Source organism: uncultured Pseudomonas sp. (assembly GCF_913777995.1).
GTDB lineage: Bacteria > Pseudomonadota > Gammaproteobacteria > Pseudomonadales > Pseudomonadaceae > Aquipseudomonas.
This window is the reverse complement of sequence record NZ_CAJYVE010000047.1, coordinates 17,172-31,096: the sequence shown is the minus strand read 5'-3', so window position 1 is coordinate 31,096 and position 13,925 is coordinate 17,172. Positions and strand designations below refer to the sequence as shown.

At 63.9% G+C, this 13,925-nt stretch carries 14 protein-coding genes; 9 read left to right on the top strand and 5 right to left on the bottom strand.

Going from position 1 to position 13,925, the window contains the following annotated elements; translation table 11 throughout:
* The first annotated feature begins 8 nt into the window (after window positions 1–8).
* Window positions 9–482 (top strand): peroxiredoxin, encoded by a 474-nt coding sequence (locus QZ497_RS19535; RefSeq protein WP_295478289.1) that lies wholly within the window; start codon window positions 9–11, stop codon window positions 480–482.
* A gap of 33 nt (window positions 483–515) precedes the next feature.
* Here QZ497_RS19535 and QZ497_RS19530 read toward each other — a convergent pair whose 3' ends face one another.
* Entirely contained in the window at window positions 516–1,586 is a 1,071-nt protein-coding gene (locus QZ497_RS19530) for an AI-2E family transporter (RefSeq protein WP_295478286.1), read from the bottom strand.
* A gap of 39 nt (window positions 1,587–1,625) precedes the next feature.
* Window positions 1,626–1,874: a sulfurtransferase TusA family protein gene (locus tag QZ497_RS19525; protein WP_295478283.1), complete on the bottom strand. Its 249-nt coding sequence runs from the start codon at window positions 1,872–1,874 to the stop codon at window positions 1,626–1,628.
* 138 nt (window positions 1,875–2,012) lie between these two features.
* On the opposite strand from QZ497_RS19525, the gene QZ497_RS19520 reads away from it, so the two are divergent.
* Window positions 2,013–3,446, top strand: a complete 1,434-nt coding sequence (locus QZ497_RS19520) for a M48 family metalloprotease (RefSeq protein ID WP_295478280.1) — start codon at window positions 2,013–2,015, stop codon at window positions 3,444–3,446.
* 52 nt (window positions 3,447–3,498) lie between these two features.
* On the opposite strand, the gene nadA is transcribed toward QZ497_RS19520, so the two are convergent.
* A complete protein-coding gene (gene nadA, locus QZ497_RS19515) occupies window positions 3,499–4,557 on the bottom strand; it encodes a quinolinate synthase NadA (RefSeq protein WP_295478277.1) in 1,059 nt (352 codons plus the stop codon).
* A gap of 352 nt (window positions 4,558–4,909) precedes the next feature.
* Here nadA and QZ497_RS19510 point away from each other — a divergent pair, with 352 nt between their 5' ends.
* Complete coding sequence (locus QZ497_RS19510; protein WP_295478274.1) at window positions 4,910–5,470, top strand: thioesterase family protein; 561 nt, start codon at window positions 4,910–4,912, stop codon at window positions 5,468–5,470.
* A gap of 12 nt (window positions 5,471–5,482) precedes the next feature.
* Here the strand turns inward: QZ497_RS19510 and QZ497_RS19505 are convergent, their stop codons facing one another.
* Window positions 5,483–6,535, bottom strand: a complete 1,053-nt coding sequence (locus tag QZ497_RS19505) for a DUF1176 domain-containing protein (RefSeq protein ID WP_295478271.1) — start codon at window positions 6,533–6,535, stop codon at window positions 5,483–5,485.
* 116 nt (window positions 6,536–6,651) lie between these two features.
* On the bottom strand, window positions 6,652–7,587 hold the full coding sequence (locus QZ497_RS19500; RefSeq protein WP_295478268.1) for a LysR family transcriptional regulator: 936 nt from the start codon (window positions 7,585–7,587) through the stop codon (window positions 6,652–6,654).
* Window positions 7,588–7,974: 387 nt separating this feature from the next.
* Here QZ497_RS19500 and QZ497_RS19495 point away from each other — a divergent pair, with 387 nt between their 5' ends.
* From QZ497_RS19495 to QZ497_RS19470, 6 genes are all read left to right on the top strand, one after another.
* A complete protein-coding gene (locus QZ497_RS19495; protein WP_295478265.1) occupies window positions 7,975–9,495 on the top strand; it encodes an amino acid ABC transporter permease/ATP-binding protein in 1,521 nt (506 codons plus the stop codon).
* A gap of 33 nt (window positions 9,496–9,528) precedes the next feature.
* Window positions 9,529–10,401 (top strand): phytanoyl-CoA dioxygenase family protein, encoded by an 873-nt coding sequence (locus QZ497_RS19490; protein ID WP_295478262.1) that lies wholly within the window; start codon window positions 9,529–9,531, stop codon window positions 10,399–10,401.
* Window positions 10,402–10,429: 28 nt separating this feature from the next.
* Window positions 10,430–11,263 (top strand): ABC transporter substrate-binding protein, encoded by an 834-nt coding sequence (locus tag QZ497_RS19485; protein WP_295478260.1) that lies wholly within the window; start codon window positions 10,430–10,432, stop codon window positions 11,261–11,263.
* 51 nt (window positions 11,264–11,314) lie between these two features.
* Window positions 11,315–12,046: a class II aldolase and adducin N-terminal domain-containing protein gene (locus QZ497_RS19480; protein WP_295478258.1), complete on the top strand. Its 732-nt coding sequence runs from the start codon at window positions 11,315–11,317 to the stop codon at window positions 12,044–12,046.
* A gap of 109 nt (window positions 12,047–12,155) precedes the next feature.
* Window positions 12,156–13,448 carry an NAD(P)/FAD-dependent oxidoreductase gene (locus tag QZ497_RS19475; protein ID WP_295478254.1) on the top strand — a complete coding sequence of 431 codons (1,293 nt, stop codon included), beginning with the start codon at window positions 12,156–12,158 and terminating at the stop codon, window positions 13,446–13,448.
* 58 nt (window positions 13,449–13,506) lie between these two features.
* Window positions 13,507–13,923 carry a RidA family protein gene (locus QZ497_RS19470; protein WP_295478251.1) on the top strand — a complete coding sequence of 139 codons (417 nt, stop codon included), beginning with the start codon at window positions 13,507–13,509 and terminating at the stop codon, window positions 13,921–13,923.
* Window positions 13,924–13,925 lie beyond the last annotated feature (2 nt).

The following is a 13,925-nucleotide window of genomic DNA, read 5'->3' as shown; positions in this document are numbered from 1 at the left end:
AGTCCCCGATGGCCGTAGCAGTCGACCAACCCGTTGCCGATTTCCAGGTTCCCGCCACCAGCGGGCAGACCGTCAGCCTGTCCGGCCTGAAGGGCCGTCAGGTGGTGATCTACTTCTACCCGAAGGACAACACCCCGGGCTGCACCACCGAGGGCCAGAACTTCCGCGATGCCATGGCGGAATTCGAAGCGGCCAATACCCTGGTGTTCGGCGTCTCCCGCGACAGCCTCAAGACCCATGAGAACTTCAAGGCCAAGCAGGCTTTCCCGTTCGAGCTGATTTCCGACAAGGACGAGGCGCTGTGCGCGCTGTTCGACGTCATCAAGCTCAAGAAGCTCTACGGCAAGGAATACCTGGGCGTGGACCGCAGCACCTTCCTGATCGACAAGAACGGCGTGCTGCGTCATGAATGGCGCGGCGTGAAGGTGCCTGGCCATGTCGACGAGGTCCTGGCCCGCGCCCGCGAGCTGAACCAGGCCTGAGCGGAGGGCGGCAGCCGCTGCCGCCCTCGCCCTTCAGAGAATCGGCGCTACTGTCGGTTCCTGCCGCGGCCACGCATCGAGCACCGCCTTGAACAGCGTGGCCAGCGGGATGGCGAAGAAAATCCCCCAGAAGCCCCACAGCCCGCCGAACAGCAGCACCGCGCAGATGATCGCCACCGGATGCAGGTTCACCGCCTCGGAGAACAGCATGGGCACCAGCACGTTACCGTCCAGCGCCTGGATGATGCCGTGGATGGCCATCAGGTAGATGAACTGGTCGCCCCAGCCCCACTGGAACAGCCCGATCAGCGCCACCGGCACGGTGACCACCACCGCGCCGACATAGGGCACCACCACGGAAATCCCCACCAGCAGCGCCAGCAGCGCCGCGTAGTTGAGCCCCAGAGCCACGAAGGCCACGTAGGTGACTGCACCGCAGATGAAGATCTCGATGACCTTGCCACGGATGTAATTGGCGATCTGCCGGTTCATGTCCTTGGCCACCCGGGTCAGCAGCGCCCGCTCACGCGGCAGGTAGCCGCGTGCCCAGCGGCGCATCAGCTGGCGGTCCTTGAGGAAGAAGAACACCAGGATCGGCACCAGCACTAGGTAGATCATCAGGTTGACCAGCAGTGGCAGGCTCGACAGTGAAAAGGTCAGCGCCAGCTGGCCGAACTTGCCTACTTCGCCCCGCGCCACCTCGATGGCCTGCAGCACCTGCTCGTCGGAAACCAAGTGCGGGTAGCGCTCGGGCAGCAACAGCAGCAGCGACTGCCACTTGGCGAGCATGCCCGGCAACTCGTTGAACAGGGTGATCAGCTGATGCCACAACAGCGGCACCAGAACCAGCAGGAACACCAGCAGGCCGCCGATGAACAGGGTGAACACCAGCCCGACCGCCAGACGCTCCGGCAGGCGCAGGCGCACCAGCAGGTTGACCACCCCCTGCATCAGAAAGGCCAGTACCAGCCCGGCCAGCACCGGGGCCAACATGCCACCGAGGGTGAGAATCAGGGTGAAGCCCAGTAACAGCAGAACGGCCAGCACCACCGCCTCCTCGTCGGAGAAGTAGCGCTGCATCCAGTCGTGAAGCACCTTGTACATCAAGCATCCTTTTGTGCGGTGAAGCGGCGCCGTGCCTGATCAGGCCTTGCGCAACCAGTAGGTATAGGTTCCACCCTCCACGTTCTCATGCAGCAGCGCATGACCGGCCAGGCGCGCGAAACTGCGAAAGTCGCGTTGCGAGCCGGCGTCGGTGGCCAGCACCTTGAGCACGGCGCCACTGTCCAGGCGATTGAGTTCCATCTTGGCCTTGAGCAGTGGCAAGGGGCAGTTCAACCCGCGAGCGTCCAGTTCGGCATCGCAGATCGGCGGAGCTACAGCGTCAGACATCGTTTCTCTCCAGCCAGGCACATCCACCTGGCAAAAAGTGTTCAGCATGTTGCGTACAGGCCTCGAAGAATACCGCACTCTGGTCAGCAAGCCATTGAGGCAGCTACAGTAGGTGTTCATTCGTCCAGAGCCGCGTGCATGAATTTCCTGCGTCCTACACTGCTCACCCTGGCCTGCCTGCTGGCCTCCCCAGCCATGGCCGATGACCTGCCGTCGCTGGGCGATTCCAGCTCGTCGATCGTCTCCCCCGAACAGGAGCACCAGTTGGGTCGCGCCTGGCTGGGCATGTTGCGTTCGCAAGTGGACCAGCTCTCTGACCCGCAGCTCAAGGACTACGTGGAAACTTCGGTCTACCGGCTCGCGGAGACCAGCCAGGTGCAGGACCGGCGCCTGGAGTTCATCCTGATCAACAGCAAGCAGCTCAACGCCTTCGCGGCACCGGGCGGCATCATCGGGGTCAACGGCGGGCTGTTCCTTTATGCGCAGACCGAGGGCGAGTACGCCTCGGTGATGGCTCACGAACTGGCTCACCTGTCACAACGCCACTTCGCCAGGGGGGTCGAGGCGCAGCAACGCATGCAGGTGCCAGTCATGGCCGCAATGCTGGCCGGTATCGTCATGGCCGCCGCCGGTGCCGGCGATGCCGGCATCGCCACCATCGCCGGCTCTCAGGCCGCCGCGATTCAGGAACAACGTCGCTTCTCGCGGCAGAACGAACAGGAAGCCGACCGCATCGGCATTCTCAACCTGGAAAAGGCCGGCTACGACCCGCGTAACATGCCGACCATGTTCGAGCGCCTGATGCGCCAGTACCGCTACGACGCCAAGCCGCCGGAATTCCTTCTCACCCACCCGGTCAGCGAATCGCGTATCGCCGACACCCGCAACCGCGCCGAACAGGCACCGCCGGGGGGCAAGGAAGACAGCATGCGCTACCAGCTGATGCGCGCCAGGGTCGCGTTGATCTACGAAGAAACCCCTGGCATCGCCGCCAAGCGTTTCCGCGCCCAGCTCACCGAGAACCCCAAGGCCGACTACGCCCGCTACGGCCTGGCCATCGCGCAGATCAAGGGCGGACAGCTCAACGAAGCCCGCGAAGGCTTGAAGACGCTGCTGGACAAGGCCCCCGACGACATCACCTACAACCTGGCGCAGATCGACCTGGATATCACCAGCAATCGTCTGGCCGACGCCCAGCAGCGGGCCGAACGCCTGCTGGTGCAGTACCCCGGCAACTACCCGCTGAACCAGGCGCGTATCGATGCCCTGCTCAAGCAAGGCAAGAGCGCCGAAGCGGAAAAGGCCCTGGATGCGCTGCTGAAGAACCGCCAGGCCGACCCGGACATCTGGTACCAGGTGGCCGAAGCCCGCGGCCTGACCGGCAATACCGTCGGCCTGCACCAGGCGCGTGCCGAATATTTCGCCCTGATGGGCGACTTCCGCCAAGCCATCCAGCAACTGGACTTCGCCAAGCGCCGCGCCAGCAACAACTTCCAGCTGGCCTCGCGCATCGACGCGCGGCAGAAGGAACTGGCCGAGCAGGAACGCCTGGTCAAGGACATGATGAACTGACAACGAAAAAGCCCGGCAGCGATGCCGGGCTTTTTCGTTGATGCACGCGGGGTCAGGCGTTGCCGGACAGCTTCAGGCGCGCGGCCTGGGTGAAATCCAGCATGCGCTGCAGCGGGCGTACCGCATGCGGAATCAGCGCCGGGTCGACGAAGATCTCGTTGCTGCCCTCCTGCAGGCACTGCAGGGTCCGCTCCAGAGTGTTCATGGCCATCCACGGGCAATGTGCGCAACTGCGGCAAGCCGCACCGTTACCGGCGGTGGGCGCTTCGATGAACACCTTGTCGGGACACAGCTGCTGCATCTTGTAGAAGATGCCGCGGTCGGTGGCGACGATGAACGTCTTGTTCGGCAGGCGCTGCGCCGCGGCGATCATCTGGCTGGTGGAGCCCACGGCATCGGCCAGGGCAATCACCGATTCCGGCGACTCGGGGTGTACCAGGATCGCAGCCTCCGGGTACAGCGCCTTCATGTCTTCCAGCTGCTTGGACTTGAACTCTTCATGCACGATGCAGGCACCGTCCCACAGCAGCATGTCGGCACCGGTCTGGCGCTGGATGTAGCGACCCAGGTGCTTGTCCGGCGCCCAGATGAGCTTCTCGCCGTTGTCCATCAGGCTTTCGACGATCTCCAGTGCACAACCGGAGGTCACCACCCAGTCGGCACGCGCCTTCACCGCTGCCGAGGTATTGGCATACACCACGACGGTGCGTTCCGGATGCTGGTCGCAGAACGCCGAGAACTCGTCGATGGGGCAACCGACGTCCAGCGAGCAGGTGGCTTCCAGGGTGGGCATGAACACGCGCTTTTCCGGGGTGAGGATCTTCGCGGTCTCGCCCATGAAGCGCACCCCGGCCACCAGCACGGTGCTGGCCGGATGATTCTTGCCAAAGCGCGCCATTTCCAGCGAGTCGGCGACACACCCGCCGGTTTCCTCGGCCAGGGCCTGGATCACCGGGTCGCAATAATAGTGAGCCACCAGCACGGCATCGCGCGCCTTGAGTTCGGCGGCGATCTGCGCGCGGTAATCGGCTTGTTCTTCGGGGCTCAACACCCTCGGCTGCTTGGCGGCCAGATGCGCCTGCACCAGAAAGCGTTCGGAAATCTGCGTCATGTTGGCTGGACCTGAGTGCGCGCGGGCGCGTCATGCAAGTTTACACCCGTATAACAGGTGGAGAAGCCCGCCCCTCGGCGGGTCGGGCCGCAGGCCATCCGGCCAGCGCGGCGCCAGGGCGAAAGCGCGCCGATTCTAACGCTAATGCACGCCTTTAACACAGCTTTTTACCTGCCTGTATGCCAATGATTCCTAATGCTTTTTGACGCCTGTACAGGCGCCTGGTGGCCGCCTGGCATGCAGCGCAAGCCGCGCTTGCACAAATCGCCGGGAATAAGTCATTTCTGCATTTACAGAATGCCCTGGCCACACCGTACAGTGCAGTCTTCCATTCGCCATGCAGGCCTCGTTCATGAATCTGTGGTTTCGCTTGATCTTCATGCTGCTGCGCCGTCCCTGGCGCAGACCGGTCGACGGCCTGGCCGTCACGGTAATTCCGATGCGGGTATGGCCGCTGGACCTGGACTTGAACCGTCACGTCACCAATGGCCGCTACTTCACCCTCGCCGACGTAGGGCGTATGGACTACGTGCTGCGCAGCGGTGCCTTCCGCGCCGCGCTGCGGCATCGGGCGCGGCCGATCGTCGGTGATGTCTGGGGCAAGTTCAGGCGAGAACTGAAACTGTTCGAGCGTTTCGAGATTCACACACGCCTGCTGGGCTGGGACGACAAGTGGAGCTTCATCGAGCATCGCTTCGTCAAGGACGGCCGCACGGTTGGCGTGGTGATCATGCGCGGTCTGTTTCGCGGCCCCAAGGGCAACCTCGCGCCCGCTGAACTCATCGCCGAAATGGGGCTGCAGCATTCACCGCCATTGCCCGAGTGGCTGGCACGCTGGTCAGCCAGTTGCGATGAGCTGAGCGCCGGCCTGCGTGACGAAGAACAGGCTGGCGGTGCCGTGACGGGCCGCTGAGCGGCCTGTCGATCATGGCGCGTCCACGGTGCGCCACAACACCGGCCACTGGGCTTCATTCAGCCCCATGCAAACGCCCATCTGCGCCAGGTGCGTCAACCTGAATTGCTCACGGTCGTAGCGCCAGCGCGCCGAAGTGCCACAACCGCCCATGCCCATGGCCAGCTGCAGGCTGCTCAACTCGCCAGTGACCGGGTCGAAGTCCACCTCGCCGGTGGGCTGCAGGTCCGGCCAGCGGGACATTTCGGCCATATTGATCGGGCGGGCCTGGTCAGGGTGCGCGAGCGGCACCTGGTACAGGCTGTAGGTGCAGTTATACGCCGCACAACCGGTCTTGATGATCACCAGCGCCTGGTTCGCAGTAAGGGCAAACGCCTTGCCCTCGGGAGGGCTGTCCTCATACACCTCGGCCTGCCATTGCGCCCGTGTAGTGACCATCACCGTATCCAACAGCCGCTGGCTATCGACCGGACTCAGCGGCGCCGGAGCCTGCCAGGCCGGCAACGAGGGGGGCGCCGGTGCCGTCGGTACGCTCGAGGCAGGCGCCGGCCCCTGGCGTACCAGCGCCGTGGTGGAACCGATCCGCCCCTGTACGGAGTCCATCAACAGCAACGCGGCGCTCATGCCAGACAGCGAGGCCACGACCACGCCGTCAGCCACCGGCAGGCTCAGTTGCTTGCCATTGCGCAGCTCGGCGAGCAGACGCTGTGCGCTGTCGCCCTGCACGGCGAAGACTTCCCCAACATCGCCGGTATCGGGCCGTCCGGGGCCCAGGCGAATGCTCAGCGGCTGGCCGTCGAGCAGCGGCTGGCCGGTGGGCGGGTTGTAACTGAACAGCCCCACGCGCAACTCACCGCCCGGCCCCGCCTCACGGGTCACGCGCAGGCTGTAGGTGTCGGTTCCGGTGTCGTAACGCGCTTGTACGGCCGCGATGGCGGTGCAGGCGCGGGTATTGTCGCAACCCACCAGCCAATCCTTGATGTCGCGATAAAGCGGTGCTTCATCGGCTGCCAGAACAGGGGACGCCACAAGGGCAAGCAATAGAGCGAAGGCGGATCGAGTCAAGGCATGCTACCTGAGCCGGGAAAGCCGCCATTAGAACAGGCCAGCGCCCAGACAGGCAGTGTGCGGCTGCCGTACACAACAAAAGACCTGCGCTGCACAAGGGCCGCCCCGTCGCCTCATACAGCGTACGGCTCGTCTTCCTTGATGACCGGCGACAGATCGAAATCGCGGCAGTAGTCCATGAACAGCCGCGTGGCCTTGGTGGGTTCGTTGTTGCGCAGGTAGGCCATGATGAAGGTCGACGCAGGCATTTCGTCATGGATGTTGACCTGCGCCAGGCGCTTGCCGTCGTAGGTCAGGTCGGTGGTCGGGCGGGTGACCAGCACCGAGAAGCCCAGGCCCTGGCCGACCATGCAACGCACCATTTCGATCGAGGGCGAGCTGTAGGCGACCGTCGGGTGATAGCCCTTCTCCTTGAAGATGTCGATGAAGTAGTTCCGGCTTGGCACCACGTCGAGCAGGATCATCGGTTCGCGGCTCAGCTCCTTGAGGGTCACGGCCTTCTTGCCGGCCAGCGGATGCGCTGCCGGCAGCAGCGCATAGGGCTTGTGCGGGGCGTTGAGCTTTTCCTTGTTGATCGAGTCACCCAGCTCCAGGTCGTAGAGGAACACCAGGTCGAAGCGCCCCCGGTGCACGCCATGCATCAGCTCGTGCTGCTCGCCGTCGTGCAGCTGGATGGTGATCTCCGGGTAATGCCGCTTGAAACCGGCCACCAGGCGCGGCATGTACAGCGGCGCTGCCGACTCGAAACAGCCGATGGCGATGGTGCCGGAGACCATTTCGTTCTCGGCACGAGCGTTCTGTTCAAGCTCGTAGGAGAGCCTCAGCAATTCCTTGGCTTTTTCATACAGCCGGCGACCGCTGGCGGTCAGCGAAACGCCTTGGGCGTGATGCCGAATGAATAACTTCTGACTGAAACTTTCTTCAAGATTCTTGATGGCCACCGAAATGGACGGCTGGGAGATATGCAATTGTCGAGCGGCCTCGACAATACTGTCTTCTTCGACCACGGCGACAAAGTATCGAAGTTGTCTCAACGTAAAGTGGGTCATCACAACTCCATAGCCAAAAACTTTTCAGTGCAGATTTCTGAATAGTTTGCAATCCACAAGCGAAAGCCGTGCCACGCCCGCCACGCCCAGTAAAACCGCCGTTAAATCCGCTACATGGCTAAAAACCACACCCGAACCCGGCCTGCCAATGCGCACCAAAATACTGCAAATCCGGGCCATGAGCAGCGCCACGCACCCTCGTAGAGCATATTACTGAACACCGTCAGCCGGACAACTAGCTCAATAACTAACATAGGACAATCCTATGCAAAGGCACGTAATTTTCTAATTGACGATAAGTCACTCGGTTATTGATTCTGTAGGCATCGGTACACGGCGCTCACAACTAAGCGTGCACTTCACATTCCTCAAACGGGCCTGATAACGATGACCTTCGACTGGAAATACATGTTCGGCCTTTTTGGCGATACACAGTTTTGGCTGGCCACCTGGACGGTCATCAAGCTCAGCACCCTGACCTGGGTCATCAGCATCGCCCTGGGGTTTTTCGTCGCCCTGGCCAAGCAGTCCCGCTTACCCGCACTCAACCTGCCCGCGCGGGGCTACATCTGGTTCTTCCGCAGCGTGCCACTGCTGGTGCTGCTGATCTTCATCTACAACCTGCCGCAGGCCATCCCGGCCACTTCGGCGGTGCTGGCCAACCCCTTCTGGGCCGGTCTCATCGCCCTGGTGATCTGCGAGACCGCCTACGTCGCCGAGATCCACCGTGGCGGCCTGCTGTCGATTCCCAAGGGCCAGGGTGAAGCGGCACGAGCCCTGGGCCTGCGTTTTCTGGGCACGCAATGGCGCGTGGTGATCCCCCAGGCGCTGCGTGTAGCCTTGCCGTCGCTGGCCAACGAGTACATCTCCATCGTCAAGCTGAGTTCGCTGGTCTCGGTGATTTCCCTGACCGAGATCCTGATGGTCGGCCAGCGCCTGTATTCACAGAACTTCCTGGTCATGGAAACCATGGCTGCCGTGGCCTTCTACTACGTGCTGATCGTCACCGTGTTCGACTTCCTGCTCAAACGCCTGGAACGCTTCCTCGATGTCACCCAGCGTGAAGTGACCCGTACCCCCGACGAGCAGGTGCTGGCCCTGGCCACCCAGCAGGCCGCCGCCGTGCAGCGCCCGGTGCTCGACCTGCACACCCCCGCCCTGCAGGCTGCGCGGCTGCACAAGGCGTACAACGATGTCGAGGTGCTCGGCTCGGTCAACCTGCAGGTCAAGCCCGGTGAAGTAGTGTCGGTGATCGGCCCGTCGGGCTCCGGCAAGACCACCTTGATCCGCCTGCTCAATGGCCTGGAACAGCTCGACAACGGCGAGATCCAGATCAACGGCCAGCCGTTCATCCACCTGCGCAAGGACGGCGCGCAGAAGCCCCGCTTCATCGAACACACCGAGCACCGCCTGAACATCGGCATGGTGTTCCAGAGCTTCAACCTGTTCCCGCACCTGAGCGTGCTCGACAACCTGCTGCTCGCCCCGCGCTACCACCACCTGGACGAACCCGCCGCGCTCAAGCAGCAGGCCTACGCGCTGCTGCACAAGGTCGGCATGCTCGATCACGCCTGGAAGTACCCGCACCAGCTGTCCGGCGGCCAGCAACAGCGCGTGGCCATTGCCCGCGCGCTGATGATGCGCCCGCAAATCATGCTGTTCGACGAGCCGACCTCGGCCCTCGACCCGGAGAAGGTCAACGAGGTACTGCAAGTGATCGAGTCGCTGGCCCAGGAGGGCATCACCATGGTGATCGTCACCCACGAGATGAACTTCGCCTTCAAGGTCTCGGACCGCATCGTCTTCATGGAAAAGGGCCGGGTGGTGTGCGACGACGCCCCCCAGGTTCTGCGCAATGGCCAGCACCCACGGGTCGAGGCCTTTCTCAAGGATGTGTCGCTCGCCTGAGCTTTCCACCCACTTACTCGGAAAACCTAAGCCATGCTCGAACAATCGCAGATCGAACAGTTTCACCGGGACGGATTCCTGGTCGTCGAGAACGTGCTGTCGGAGGAAGAACTCATTGCCCTGCAGGGCGACTTCGACCTGTGGGTGGAAGACAGCCGCAGCCACACCCAGCCTTGGGGCAAGACCCAGGACGGCCGCCCGCGCTTCGACATCGAAAGCGATCACAGCGCCACTCACCCCTCGCTGCGCCGGGTGAGTTCGCCGACCGAGATCTCACCGGCCTACCGCGAAGTGGCGTTCAAGTCACGGATGGCCACCATCGCCGCACAGCTGATCGGCGGCAGCGGCACGCGCTTTCACCACAGCAAGATCAACTCCAAGCTGCCGCACACCGCCACCCAGGTGAAATGGCACCAGGATTTTCTGTTCACCCCGCACAGCAATGACGACGTGGTCACCGCCCTGCTGATGGTCAGCGAAGTGACCCCGCAGAACGGTCCGCTGACTGTGATCCGTGGCAGCCACAAAGGCCCGCTGTGGTCGCACTGGCAGGACGGGCGCTTCACCGGCGCCGTCGACGACCAGGTGGTGGCCGAGCATTGCGGCCAGCCGGTGGCCTGCTACGGCCCGGCCGGCTCGGTGTGCTTCATGCACACCCGCCTGCTGCATGCCTCCAGCCCCAACAACACCGAACTGCCACGCACCCTGTTCATCAGCGTGTACGCCGCCGAGGACGCCCTGCCCTTCGGCGACAACCCGCTGCCCAGCGAGCATTGCGGCGTACTGGTCGCCGGTCAGGAAAGCGGCCTGGTACGCAGCGTCGCCAACAGCGTGCGCCTGCCGCAGAAGCCCCGCGGCGCTTCCTTCTTCGTACAACAGGCCGGGCTCGACCAGGCCGCCAGTTGATCCTTTACCCACTCAGCGGAGCATCGTCATGAAACGACCAAGCGTCTCGACTCGAACACTTTCCACCGCCCTGCTGGGCACCGCGATCACCCTGGCCTCGGCAGGCGCTTCGGCCTTCCAGCAACCCGGCAAGCTCAGCGCAGGCTCGGACCTGACCTTCTTCCCCTACGAGTACATGGACAACAACCAGCCGGCCGGCTTCGACATCGAGTTCCTCGACGGGCTGGGCAAGGTCATGGGGCGCAAGGTGGAAACCCTCGACACGCGCTTTCCCAACCTGATCACCGGGCTGCAGGGTGGTCGTTTCGACATCGTCAACTCGTCGATGTACATCACCGCCGAGCGCATGAAAGTCATCGACATGATTCCCTACCTCAAGAGTGGCGAGTCGATCATCGCCCTCAAGGACAGCAGCTATCAGCCCAAGCGCCCCGAAGACTTCTGCGGCCACAAGATCGGCTCGATGGGCGCGACCTCCTGGCTGCAGCAACTGCACAAGCTCTCGGACGAGTACTGCGTGAAGAACGGCAAGCAGCCGATCGCCATCAGCGAGTTCGGCACCGACCCGCAGACCACCCAGGCGCTGTTGTCCAAGGCCGTCGAGGCGCAGATCACCGACGCCGCCGTGGCCCGTGGGGTGATCGACAAGCTGGGCAACCGCCTGGTGATTTCCTCGGACACGCTGATCTACCCGGTGCTCAACGGCTTCGGCGTGAAGAAAGGCAACGACGAGGTGAAGACCGCACTGGTCGACGCCCTCAAGCAATACAGCGCAACCCCCGAATACGCGGCCCTGCTGAAGAAGTACAACTTCCAGGCCCCCACCGAAGCGGACATCGCCGAGCTGATGCCCAAACCCTGACCCCTCACCGGTCGTCCGCGTTTGGCAGACGACCCTTCTGGAGTGAAGACCATGGCACTCTCCCACGAGGAACAGCTGCGCATCGACCTGGCGGCGACCTTCCGCGTCATTGCCCACCTGGGCATGCACGAAGCCGTCGCCAACCATTTCAGTGCCGCCGTGTCCGAGGACGGCAAGCGCTTCCTGCTCAACCCGAAGTGGAAGCACTTTTCGCGCATCCGCGCCAGCGACCTGCTGCTGCTCGACGCGGACGACCCGCACAACGCCGAGCGTGACGACGTGGACGCCACCGCCTGGTCGATTCACGGACAGATCCACCGGCGTCTGCCCGAAGCGCGTGTGGTGCTGCACCTGCATCCGGTCTACACCACGGCGGTGGCCTGCCTGGCCAAGCCGCACGTACCGCCCATCGACCAGAACACCGCGCGCTACTTCAACCGTCTGGCCATCGACGAGCTGTATGGCGGCATGGCCGACACCGAAGCCGAGGGCGCGCGCCTGGCCGGGCTGCTGGATGGCAAGCGGCGGCTGCTGATGGGCAACCATGGGGTGATGGTGATCGCACCGACCATCGGCGAGGCCTTCGACGACATCTGGACCCTGGAGCGTGCCTGCCAGGTGCTGGTCGCCGCCTGGTCCACCGGCCAGCCGCTGCGCGTGCTGTCCGACGAGGTGGCGGAAAAGACCGCACGCGCCTGGGAAAAGATCACCGACTTTTCCGAGCAGCACTTCGCCGAAATGAAGGCGCTGATGATCCAGGCGGACCCTTCCGTGCTGGACTGAGACGCACACAAGACGTCGGCCCGGACGCAGTCAACAGCAGGGCCGCGTACTCGATTCCTACTGTCAGATTGACGGCCGAACCCCCAGCGGGCGGCCGAAGGGTACCGTCATGAACAAATTACCGACCACGATCGACACTTTGGTGGTGGGCGCCGGACAGGCCGGCGTCGCGATGAGCGAACACCTGGGCCGCCTGGGCATCGAGCACCTGGTGCTGGAAAAGAGCCGCATTGCCGAAGCCTGGCGCACCGGGCGCTGGGACTCGCTGGTGGCCAACGGACCGGCCTGGCACGATCGCTTTCCGGGCCTGGAATTCCAGACGCCCCCGGACGGCTTCCCTGGCAAGGACGAGATCGCCGAATACTTCGAAACCTACGCCCGCCACATCAAGGCACCGATCCGCACCGGCGTGGCCGTGACCCGGGTCAGCCGCTGCGAAGGCCAGAGCGGCTTCATCGTCGAAAGCTCGGCAGGCAGCGTGCATGCGCAACGCGTCGTGGTGGCCACCGGGCCGTTCCAGAAACCGGTGATTCCGGCCATCGCCCCACAAGACGAGGGCCTGTACCAGATCCACTCCGCGCAGTACTTCAACCCCCAGCAACTGCCCGAAGGCGCGGTCCTGGTGGTGGGTGCCGGCTCTTCCGGCGTACAGATCGCCGACGAACTGCTGCGCGCCGGCAAGCGTGTCTACCTGTCGGTCGGCCCCCACGACCGTCCGCCGCGCGCCTATCGCGGCCGCGACTTCTGCTGGTGGTTGGGCGTGCTCGGCCTGTGGGACACCGAGACCATGCAGAAGGGCCGCGAACACGTGACCATCGCCGTCAGCGGCGCACGCGGCGGGCACACCGTGGACTTCCGCCGCCTGGCCCAGGCCGGCATGACCCTGGTCGGCCTGACCGACACCTTCGCCGATGGCAAGGTGCGCTTCAAGGACGACCTGGTGCACAACCTCGATGCCGGCGACGCCAACTACCTGGCCCTGCTCGATGCCGCCGACGCCTATGTGGCGCGCAACGGCCTGGACATGCCGGAGGAGCCCGGGGCGCGTGAGCGCGTGCCGGATGCGGCGTGCATTCGCGAGCCACTGCGCGAACTGGACCTGGCGGCCCACGGCGTGACCTCGGTGATCTGGGCGACCGGCTACGCCAACGATTTCAGCTGGCTGCAGGTCGACACCTTCGACGCCAACGGCAAGCCGCGCCACCAGCGGGGCGTGGGTGCCGAACCGGGTATCTACTTCGTCGGCCTGCCCTGGCTGAGCCGTCGCGGATCGGCGTTCATCTGGGGCGCCTGGCACGATGCCCGGCATGTCGCCGACCAGATCGCCATCCAGCGCAAATACCAGAACTATCCGCCCGCCGCCGCCAGCGCCGAGCCGGCCGCCCAGTCGCGTATCGCCTGATGTTCCCTGCTGCGGCATGCCCGAGCGCATGCCGCCCTACCCTGTTCAGGAGCCTGCCATGAGCACCCCGACCCACACCCGCATCCGCATGTTCAACACCAAGGACACCTACCCCAACCAGACCCTGGACAACGACCTGTGCCAGGCGGTACGCGCTGGCAACACCGTGTACGTGCGCGGCCAGGTGGGCACCGACTTCGACGGCAACCTGGTCGGCCTCGGCGACCCGCGTGCCCAGGCCGAACAGGCCATGAAGAACGTCAAGCAACTGCTCGAAGAGGCTGGCAGCGACCTGAGCCATATCGTCAAGACCACCACCTACCTGATCGACCCGCGCTACCGCGAGCCGGTCTACCAGGAAGTCGGCAAATGGCTCAAGGGCGTGTTCCCCATCTCCACCGGCCTGGTGGTCTCCGCGCTCGGCCAGCCGCAGTGGCTGATGGAAATCGACGTAATCGCGGTGATTCCCGAATAAGG

Coding starts and splice junctions, on each gene's coding strand:
- QZ497_RS19500 (WP_295478268.1), bottom strand. CDS start 7,587: ATGACCCACTTTACGTTGAGACAACTTCGATACTTTGTCGCCGTGGTC.
- QZ497_RS19520 (WP_295478280.1), top strand. CDS start 2,013: ATGAATTTCCTGCGTCCTACACTGCTCACCCTGGCCTGCCTGCTGGCC.
- QZ497_RS19480 (WP_295478258.1), top strand. CDS start 11,315: ATGGCACTCTCCCACGAGGAACAGCTGCGCATCGACCTGGCGGCGACC.
- QZ497_RS19470 (WP_295478251.1), top strand. CDS start 13,507: ATGAGCACCCCGACCCACACCCGCATCCGCATGTTCAACACCAAGGAC.
- QZ497_RS19525 (WP_295478283.1), bottom strand. CDS start 1,874: ATGTCTGACGCTGTAGCTCCGCCGATCTGCGATGCCGAACTGGACGCT.
- QZ497_RS19495 (WP_295478265.1), top strand. CDS start 7,975: ATGACCTTCGACTGGAAATACATGTTCGGCCTTTTTGGCGATACACAG.
- QZ497_RS19475 (WP_295478254.1), top strand. CDS start 12,156: ATGAACAAATTACCGACCACGATCGACACTTTGGTGGTGGGCGCCGGA.
- QZ497_RS19485 (WP_295478260.1), top strand. CDS start 10,430: ATGAAACGACCAAGCGTCTCGACTCGAACACTTTCCACCGCCCTGCTG.
- nadA (WP_295478277.1), bottom strand. CDS start 4,557: ATGACGCAGATTTCCGAACGCTTTCTGGTGCAGGCGCATCTGGCCGCC.
- QZ497_RS19490 (WP_295478262.1), top strand. CDS start 9,529: ATGCTCGAACAATCGCAGATCGAACAGTTTCACCGGGACGGATTCCTG.
- QZ497_RS19530 (WP_295478286.1), bottom strand. CDS start 1,586: ATGTACAAGGTGCTTCACGACTGGATGCAGCGCTACTTCTCCGACGAG.
- QZ497_RS19535 (WP_295478289.1), top strand. CDS start 9: ATGGCCGTAGCAGTCGACCAACCCGTTGCCGATTTCCAGGTTCCCGCC.
- QZ497_RS19510 (WP_295478274.1), top strand. CDS start 4,910: ATGAATCTGTGGTTTCGCTTGATCTTCATGCTGCTGCGCCGTCCCTGG.